This window comes from Kribbella sp. (assembly GCF_035687465.1).
Lineage (GTDB): Bacteria > Actinomycetota > Actinomycetes > Propionibacteriales > Kribbellaceae > Kribbella.
Genome location: NZ_DASRXP010000560.1, coordinates 1 through 9,279, shown reverse-complemented (window position 1 = coordinate 9,279; position 9,279 = coordinate 1). Strand labels below are relative to the sequence as shown.

The 9,279-nt window shown below is 67.5% G+C and carries 9 protein-coding genes; all 9 read right to left on the bottom strand.

What is annotated here, in order from left to right:
- On the bottom strand, positions 1-807 hold an 807-nt coding region (locus tag VFG33_RS29825; RefSeq protein ID WP_325056315.1), incomplete at its 3' end, for an ABC transporter permease.
- Between the two features lie 9 nt (positions 808-816).
- Positions 817-1,812 (bottom strand): substrate-binding domain-containing protein, encoded by a 996-nt coding sequence (locus tag VFG33_RS29820; RefSeq protein WP_325056314.1) that lies wholly within the window; start codon positions 1,810-1,812, stop codon positions 817-819.
- 78 nt (positions 1,813-1,890) lie between these two features.
- A complete protein-coding gene (locus tag VFG33_RS29815; protein ID WP_325056313.1) occupies positions 1,891-2,784 on the bottom strand; it encodes a TIM barrel protein in 894 nt (297 codons plus the stop codon).
- Positions 2,785-4,704 (bottom strand): 3D-(3,5/4)-trihydroxycyclohexane-1,2-dione acylhydrolase (decyclizing), encoded by a 1,920-nt coding sequence (gene iolD, locus VFG33_RS29810; RefSeq protein ID WP_325056312.1) that lies wholly within the window; start codon positions 4,702-4,704, stop codon positions 2,785-2,787.
- Positions 4,705-4,735: 31 nt separating this feature from the next.
- Positions 4,736-5,626, bottom strand: coding sequence for a 5-deoxy-glucuronate isomerase (iolB, locus tag VFG33_RS29805; protein ID WP_325056311.1), 891 nt, complete (start codon positions 5,624-5,626; stop codon positions 4,736-4,738).
- Positions 5,627-5,760: 134 nt separating this feature from the next.
- Entirely contained in the window at positions 5,761-6,633 is an 873-nt protein-coding gene (locus VFG33_RS29800) for a Cgl0159 family (beta/alpha)8-fold protein (RefSeq protein WP_325056316.1), read from the bottom strand.
- Between the two features lie 35 nt (positions 6,634-6,668).
- The gene (gene iolC, locus VFG33_RS29795; RefSeq protein WP_325056310.1) at positions 6,669-7,610 is read right to left on the bottom strand and encodes a 5-dehydro-2-deoxygluconokinase; all 942 of its coding nucleotides are present in this window, start codon (positions 7,608-7,610) and stop codon (positions 6,669-6,671) included.
- On the bottom strand, positions 7,610-8,491 hold the full coding sequence (locus VFG33_RS29790) for a sugar phosphate isomerase/epimerase family protein (RefSeq protein ID WP_325056309.1): 882 nt from the start codon (positions 8,489-8,491) through the stop codon (positions 7,610-7,612). The genes iolC and VFG33_RS29790 overlap by 1 nt, the downstream gene beginning before the upstream one ends.
- A gap of 37 nt (positions 8,492-8,528) precedes the next feature.
- A partial coding sequence (locus VFG33_RS29785; RefSeq protein ID WP_325056308.1) for a Gfo/Idh/MocA family protein occupies positions 8,529-9,279 on the bottom strand: 751 nt, incomplete at its 5' end.

Sequence of the window (9,279 nt, the reverse complement as noted above, 5' to 3'; positions counted from 1 at the left end):
ACCCGACTGCACGACGCCGTTCTGGACGAACAGCAACTGCATACCGGTGAACCAGGCGAAGAAGCCGACCGTCATGAACAGGCCGATCTTGACCTTCGCCACCGGTACGCCGACTGCCCGGGCCGCCGCGGCGTCCCCACCGACGGCGAAGATCCAGTTGCCGATCCTGGTCCGCAGCAGCACCCAGGCGGCGATGGCCACGAAGACGATCCACCAGACGATGATGATCTTGATCGTGATCCCGCCGAGCTTGAACTCCGAGGCGAAGACCTTGTGCGCCGCGCCGAACCCGTCCATGTCGCTGATCGAGTTCGACGCGACCGCTCCCGACGTCATCCGGGTGACCGCGAGGTTCACGCCCTGCAGGATGAAGAAGGTGCCCAATGACACCAGGAAGCTGGGCAGCCCGGTCCGCATCAACAGCCAGCCGTTGAAGGCACCGATCAGCAACGCGAGGATCAGCGCGACCGCCACCCCGAGCCAGACGTTGACGCTGAACTGGTAGGCGAAGATGCCGGCCGTCAGGCCGGCCGTCGTCACCGCGACGCCGGCCGACAGGTCGAACTCCCCGCCGATCATCAGCAGCGACACCGGCACGGCCATCACACCGATCAGTGCGGCCCCGTACAGGATCGTGCCGGTGTTGTTGATGTCCCGGAACGGTGCCGCGGTGACGATGAAGAACACCAGGATCACCGCCGCGCCCACCAGGGATCCGATCTCGGGACGGCTCTGCAGGCGGGTCCCGATCGAACGCGTCGAGACGCGGTCGTCCAGGTCCGCGGGGGACGTGATCGTCGAAGCCATACCCCTACCTCAGCGCGTCCCCGCCGCGGCGAACTTCTCCACCGCGTCGATGTTGGTCTTGTCGATGAACGCCGGACCGGTGAGCGTGGCCTCGCCACCGCCGATCGTGTCACCGTTCGTCTTGTAGAGCCAGATGGCGTCGATGGCCAGGTACCCCTGCAGATAGGGCTGCTGGTCGACCGCGAAGTCCACCGTGCCGTCCTTCACCGCCTTGGCCATCTCCTTGCTCATGTCGAAGCTGCCGATCTTGGCCGACGAGCCGGCGTCCTTGGCTGCCGTGACCGCGGTCAGGGTGACGCCCGCGTTCAGCCCGACCACGTAGTCGACGGCCTTGTCCTGCTGGAGCTTCGAGGTGATCGTTGCCTGGGTCCCCGGCTGGTCCTTGCCGTTGACGTTCAGGTTCTCGACCGCGCCGAACTTGTCCTTGATGCCCTGACAGCGCGCTTCGAGGCTGACGTTCCCCTGCTCGTGGATGACACAGAGGACCTTCTTCGCGCCGAGCTGCTTGAGCTTGTCCCCGGTCGCCTGGCCCGCGATCTGCTCGTCCTGGCCGAAGTACCCGATCGCTCCGGAGCTCTTCCAGACGTCGAGGCCGCCGTTGAGGATGGTCACCGGGATGCCTGCCGCGATCGCCTTCTTGACGTTCGGCATCACCGCGTCCGGCTTGTTCAGCGTGACCGCGATGCCGTCGACCTTGGCGTCGATCGCAGTCTGCACCAGGTTCGCCTGCGCGGCGCCGTCGTCGTCGTTGGAGTACTGGAACTCGACGTTGTCCTTCTGGGCGGCGGCCTCCGCGCCGCGGCGGACGATGTCCCAGAACGTGTCACCGGGACCCGAGTGCGTGATCATCGCGATCTTGATCCGGGGCGTGTTCGCCACGTTGCCACCGGAACCACCGGCGTTCTCCTCCTCCTGCTTGCCACCGGAGGAACTACAGGCGCCGAGCGCCGCGACCACGACGAGCGCCGCCCCCGTGGCCACCGCCTTCTTCTGCCACCGAACCATGACTACACCTTTCAGACGTTCCGCGGTAACGCCGCGGCGTTGTGTTCGACCCAGCAGAGATACCACCTTTGCCGGTCGTCAGACCGCTACACCACCCCCGTGGGTCTTCAAATACGTCAGTGTCCGCTCCGCGATCGGCAGCGGGACGTCCCGTGCGCACGGATACATGTCCTGCTCCACGATCGCGAACAGCTCGACGTCGAGCCCGGCCAACGCGTCCAGCACCGGCGGTAGGTCGGGCACACCGAGCGGTGGTTCACACATCACCCCGAGCTTCACCGCCTCGTCAAGGCCGAGCCCTTGCTCTTCCACAGTTGCCAGCACGGCGGGGTCGACCTGCTTCAGGTGCACGTACCCGATCCGGTCCGGGTAGTCGCGGATCAACTGCAGGTTGTCGCCACCGCAATAGCTGATGTGCCCCGTGTCGAGGCACAGGTTGACGTACTCCCCGTCCGTCTCCTCGAGGAAGCGCTCAACCGTGTCCTGCGTGTCGACGTGCCCGTCCGCGTGCGGGTGGAACTGAGTCTTCAGCCCGTACTCCGCGGCGACCCGCCGGCCGAGCTCGGTCATCTGCCGGCCATGCCACGCCTGGCCCTCGTGGTCCAGCCGCGGCTCGATCACCTGGCCGGAGGAGTCACGCCACATCGAGGGAATGACGACGAGGTGCTTCGCCCCCATCGCCGCGGTCAGCTCGGCCGCCGCGGATACGTCGCGCCAGGTCGAGTCCCACGAGTCCGGCCGGTGCAGGTGCTCGAAGATCGTGCCCGCTGTCACCTCGAGGCCACGTTTGTCCAGCTCTTCCTTCAGCTGGGCAGGATCGGTCGGCAGGTAGCCGTACGGGCCGAGCTCGATCCGCCGGTAGCCCGCGGTCGCGACCTCGTCGAGGAACCGCTCCCACGGCGTCTGCTGCGGATCATCGGCGAACCAGACGCCCCACGAGTCCGGCGCGCTTCCGATGGTGACCTGCCCCATTCAGCTCTCCCCCTCGACTGCCGCCGGCGCCAGATAGGGCCGCTGCATCTTCTTGGATTCCTCGTACGACGCTGACGCGGCGCGGGTGGAATCCAGGTCGGACACCTGGCTCACCGGAACGTCCCACCACGAGTCACTGTCGGGTGCTCCGATCAGCGGATCCGTCTTCACGTGGATCGCGATCGGGCCGTCGGCGGCCTTCGCTGTACCGATCGCCTTCTCCAACTCGGCCCGGCTGTTCACCTCGAGCACCTCGACGCCGAGACTGCGCACGTTCGCCGCCAGATCCACCGGCAGGTAGTCGCCGTCGAGACGCCCGTCGCCGCTGCGCTTGCGATACGCAGTACCGAAGCGTTGGGAGCCAAGGGACTCGGACAGGGCGCCGATGGAGGCGAAGCCGTGGTTCTGCACCAGGACCACGATGATCTTCACGTTCTCCTGGACGGCGGTGACGAGCTCGCTGGACATCATCAGGTACGACCCGTCGCCGACCAGGACGAAGACATCGCGGTCTGGCGCGCCAAGCCGGACACCGAGTCCGCCGGCGATCTCGTAACCCATGCAGGAGTAGCCATATTCGACGTGGTATCCCTTCGGGTCGCGTGTCCGCCACAGTTTGTGCAGGTCGCCCGGCATCGAACCGGCCGCACAAACCACCACATCACGCGGCTCCGACAATTCGTTGACGGCCCCGATCACCTCGCCCTGGGTCAGCAGGCCGTCGGCGAGGTTATCCACAACCTCCGCAGGCGGGTTGTACGCCTGCTCGACGGTCCGGTCCCAAACTCGTGCCAGCTCGACGGTCAAATCCTTGTACTTTTCCTGTACAGACCAATCACCGACCGCGGATCGCAGGGAAACAAGGGCTTCCCGGGCATCCGCGACGAGAGGAAGGCCGGCATGCTTGCCACCGTCGAACCGCGCCACGTTGATGTTGACGAACCGCACGTCCGGGTTCTGGAAGGCCGTCCGCGACGCCGTCGTGAAGTCGCCGTACCGGGTGCCGATGCCGATCACCAGATCGGCCTCGCGCGCCAGAGCGTTCGCAGCCGTGGTCCCGGTCGAGCCGACGGCACCGACCGATTGCGGGTGGTCGTAGCGCAGAGATCCCTTGCCTGCCTGGGTTTCCGCGACCGGGATACCGGTGGCCTCGGCGAACTCTCGGAGCGCGTCCTGGGCCTGCGAATACGCCACGCCGCCACCTGCCACGATCAGCGGGCGTTCCGAACACCTCAGGAGCTCTACCGCTTTCTCGACAATCGATGCCTCAGGCAACGGCCGGGCGACGTACCAGGTGCGCTCGGCGAACAGCTCCTCGGGCCAGTCGAACGCTTCCGCCTGCACGTCCTGCGGCAGCGCGATGGTGACCGCGCCGGTCTCGACCGGATCGGTGAGCACGCGCATGGCGTTGAGCAGGGCCGATGGCAACTGTTCGGGGCGCCAGATGCGGTCGAAGTACTTGGAGACCGGGCGGAAGGCGTCGTTGACGGAGATGTCGCCGGCGGTCGTGCTCTCGAGCTCCTGCAGGACGGGGGTGGCGACCCGGGTCGCGAAGACGTCTGAAGGGAGGAGGAGGACAGGCAGCCGGTTGACCGTGGCGAGCGCTGCGCCGGTGATCATGTTGGTCGAGCCAGGGCCGACGCTCGCGGTGCAGGCGTAGGTCTGCAGGCGGTCGCGGGTCCGGGCGAAGGCAGAGGCGCTGTGCACCATCGCCTGCTCGTTGCGGGCAAGGATGTACGGCAGCGCTTCGGGATCTTCGAGCTCGGCCTGCAGCAAGGCCTGGCCTAGGCCGGCCACGTTGCCGTGGCCGAAGATGCCGAAGCAGCCGGCGAACAACCGTTGCCTTTGGCCGTCGCGCTCCGAGTACTGGACGCTCAGGAATCGCACCAGGGCCTGGGCGACCGTGAGGCGCACTGTCATCGCTCTCCTCCGAAAGGCAGTCGTGGGTCGATCATCGCTCTGTCCCGAAGGGCAGTCGTGGGTCGAGCTGCTGGGTGTTCCACAGTTCGCGGACCCAAGCGTGCTGCGGGTCATCGCTGATCAACCACGCGCGCTCGGTGCCGGGACCGGCCATCACGTTCAGGTAGTACATGTCATAGCCAGGAGGCGCCATCGCCGGACCATGCCAACCATGAGGCACCAGCACCAGATCCCCGGTGCGGACCTCCGCGAGGACGTCGATGGGCCGATCCTCGGTGCCGTAGACCCGTTGGTAGCCGATCGGGTCGTTGCCCTTGACACCTTCCGGAGCATCGTCGGACAGCTGGAGCTCGAAATAGTAGATCTCCTCGAGCACACTCTCCTTGCCAGGCTTGTGCTCGTCGTGCTTGTGGGGCGGGTACGACGACCAGTTCCCGGCCGGGGTGAGAACCTCGCACGCGATGATCGAGTCCGCCTCGAGCACGGCCGGCGTGCCGAAGTTCCGGACCTGCCGGGAGGCGACACCTGCGCCACGCAACTCGGTCTCGACCTGCTCGATGCCGATCCGCCGGTACGGGTAGTCCGAGGCTGCCTTCGCGTGGGGGAAGGCGATCCGGGCACCGCCTGCGCTGACGACGGCGACGGTGGTTCCGCGCGGCACGTAGGCGAAGTCGGTCGGGCCGGCGAAGACATCGGCGCGGCCGCCGAGAGGCAAGGTTTCTCCGTCCACGACCACTTCGGCGGATCCGCTGAGCGGCAGCACGAGGTACTCGCAGTCGCCGGTGTCGAACTCGACGGACTGCCCGGGCCGCAACGTGGCGACGTACAGGCCGGTGTGGTGCCAGTCCTGTTCGCCGGGGCTGACGGCGAGCTCGAAGCTGTCCCGCGCGGTGGATCCAGCCGGCCTGAACCATGCAGTCATAAAGCACCTCCGAGAACGAGGGTGGTGGAGAGTCGAGAGCGCCAGGTCATGCAGCGCCTCCGTGGACGGCGGTGGAGTGAGGGTGCCGAGTCATGCGGCGCCTCCGTGGATGGCAGCGGGGCGAGGGCGCGGGTTCATGCCGCGCCTCCGTGGACGAGAGCGGCGGCTTGGTCTACTGCTGCGGAGACGTTGCCGTCCGGGGGGAAGAGGAGGGCTCGGCCCACTACGAGGCCCCGGACCGACGGCAGACTCAGCGCCTTGCCCCAGGATGCGTAGGTTTCCTCGGGCGCGACCGTGGGATCACCGCCGAGCAGCAGCGTCGGCAGGGTGGTTGCCTCCATCACCCTTGCCAGGTCGTCCACCACCGGGAGCTTGAGCCAGGTGTACGCACTGGTCGCGCCGAGCCCGGAGGCGATGTGGACCGACTTGATCACCGAGTCGGGATCGAGCAGGTTGGTGGTGCGGCCGTCGCGGCGTACCGACCAGAACGGCTCGACCATCGCCATCAGTTTGCGGTCGGCCAGTTCCGTCACGGCCCGCGCGCTGCTTTCCAGGGTCGCCACGGTTCCGGCATCCTCGAGGCAGATCCTGGTCAGCATCTTGCCCCCGTCCAACCGGCGCGCGGCGAGTTCGTCCGCCGTACCGTAGGCCGTGAAGCGATCGTCCAACTCGAAGGACGCGCCTTGCAGACCGCCGCGGTTCATCGACCCGATGACGACCTTGCCTTCGAGAACGCCCAACAGCAGCAGGTCTTCCAGCACATCCGGCGTCGCCAGCACGCCGTCGACACCCGGCCGCCGCAACGCGGTGCACAGACGATCGAGCAGTCCGGGCCGGCTCGCCATCGCCATCCGGTCATCGCGAACCCCCAGCGCACCCCGCGCCGGATGGTCGGCGGCGACAATCAGCAACCGCCCGTCCTCACCAACCAGTTCCCGCCGCCGCCGCTGCTGCCACGCCTCCGCAATCCGCTCCGGATACCGAACCCGCAGCTCCGTGAGGTCCATCCGCCCGGCAGATCGCAGGCCGCCTTCCGACCCGCTCATGCGTTGTCTCCCAGCAGGGTGAGGACCTCGGACTCGGTGGGCATCGCGGTGGAGCATTCGAGGCGGGAGGCGACGATCGCGCCGGCGGTGTTCGCGAAGCGGATCACCTTCTCGAGCGGCCAGCCTGCCAGCAGACCGTGACAGAGCGCCCCGCCGAACCCGTCCCCCGCGCCCAGCCCGTTGACCACCTCGACCGGGAACGGCGGCACCTCCACCCGCTCGTCGCGAGTACGCGCCAGCGTGCCCTTCGGCCCCTGCTTCACCACCGCCAGGTCCAGCCCGCGGTCGAGCAACGCCTGCGCCGCCTTGTCCGGATCGGTCTCACCGACCGCGACCTCGCACTCCTCGCGGTTGCCGACGGCAACCGTGCAGTACTGCAAGGCCCGGCTGACCTGCTCGTGCGCCTCACTCGGATCAGCCCAGAACATCGGCCGGTAGTCCAGGTCCAGCACCGTGATCGGCTTGCGCTCCCGGGCTTCCCAGGCCGCGAAATGCGCCGACCGGCTCGGCTCGGCCGACAGGCCCGTTACGGTCGACCAGTAGATGCGTGCGTCCCTGATCGCCTGCAGATCCAGCTCCTCGGGATTGATGACCAGGTCCGGTGCCTTCGGGAACCGGTAGAAGTACAGCGGGAAGTTGTCCGGCGGGAAGATCTCGCAGAAGGTGATCGGTGTCGGCAGCCCGTCCACCGGCGTGACGAAGCGGTCGTCGACGCCCAGTTCGAGCAGCGTCCGGTGGATGAAGGTGCCGAACGGATCGTTGCCTGTCCGGCTGATCACCGCCGCCTTGCGCCCGTGCCTGGCCGCCGCGACCGCGACGTTCGTCGCACTCCCACCGAGGAACTTACCGAAGCTCTCCACATCCTCGAGATGCGTGCCGGTCTGCAGCGGATAGAGATCGACGCCAATTCGTCCGATCGTCAGTACATCGTCTGCCATCAGATGTCCTCGGCGATCCGCCGGAGGTTCTCGACACTTGTCCTGACGTCGACCACCGGCCCCTCGTCAGTGGGTCGCTCCGGCAGGATCGTGTCCTGCTCGAGGACGTACCAGCCGTCGTACCCGCTCTTCTCCAGTGCGCCGACGATCGCGGCCAGGTCGATGTCGCCCTGCCCGAGCGGCCGGTACATCCCCTGCCGCACAGCCTCGGTGTACCCGACCTCGCCGGACTGGACCTTCGCCGCCCAGGCCGCGTCCACATCCTTCAGATGCGTGTGCTTGATCCGGTCGGTGAACTCGAGCGCCAGCGCGACCGGGTCGACCCCGCCGATCAGGAGGTGCCCGGTGTCGAGGGTCAGGCCGATCGCCGAGCCGTTGAGGACGCGCCGTACGTCGTCCGCGTTCTCGATCATGGTGCCGACGTGCGGATGGATCGTGGCCCGGATCCCGGCGGCTGCGGCGATACCGGCCAGGCGATCCAGGTTCGCGAGCAACGTCTCCCAGCCGGCGTCGTCCAGTACCGGGCGATCGTCGTACCCGTCCTGGCCGGTCGCGGCAGCCAGTACCAAGGTGGTCGCCCCAGCGGCCACAAATCCCTCGAGCGCCGAAGCCACCTCGATCCCCGGATCGTGCGAAGGATCATGCAGTACTACGGGAACGAATCCCCCGACGGCTCGCAATCCGAGATCGGCGAGCGTCTTCGCCTTCTCCGCCGGGTCCTCCGGCAGGAACCCGTCCGGGCCGAACTCGGTCGCGGCGATCCCGACCTCACGCATCTCGTGCAGCACGGTCTCGGGGTCGTACTGCCAGCCCCAGCCGGGGACCTCGCAGACACCCCAGGAGATCGGGGCTCCGGCGATCCGGGCAGCAAGGTCACTCATCGACTGATCTCCTTCAGATGCCGGGACACTGACGACTTCACGAGCCGATCTCCGCCAGGGCGACACTGCGGTTCTGGTGCCGGGACACCTCGCAGGCGTCCGCGATCCGGAAGGCCTGCAGCGCGTCCCGGACCGTGCAAGGCACCTCGCGGGTGCCGGCGATCACCTCGGTGAAGGCGGTGAGTTCAGCAACGTACGCCGGGCGGAACCGGTCCATGAACGTGGTGTGCGATTCGCCGTCCGGGAAGGTCACCCCTGGCTCGGCGGATCGCAGCGCGGTGTGCTCGTCCAGCCCGACCGCGATCGAGCCGAGGCTGCCGAGCAACTCCATCCGGACATCGTGCCCGGCGGCGTTGTACCGGGTGCCGCTGACCGAGACGAAGGTGCTGTCGTCGAGCGTGAGGAGTGCGGCGGCCGCGTCGACGTCGCCGTACCGGCTGAAGAAGGGCTCACCACGGTTCGCGCCGGTGGCGAAGACGCTGACCACCTCGCGGCCGGTGACGAAGCGGATGATGTCGAAGTCGTGCACCAAGCAGTCGCGGAAGAAGCCGCCGCTGGCCGGGATGTACTCCTCCGGCGGCGGGAACGCGTCGTTCGTGTTCGCCCGGATGTGGTGCACGAAGCCGAGCTCGCCGGTCCGCACCTTCTGGTGGGCGGCGCGGTAGCCGGCGTCGAAGCGGCGATGGAAGCCGATATGCACGGGAACGTCCGAGGCCTCGACCAACTCGACAACACGATGGGTGTCGGCCAGGTCGGGAGCGACGGGCTTCTCGCAGAAGGTCGGGATC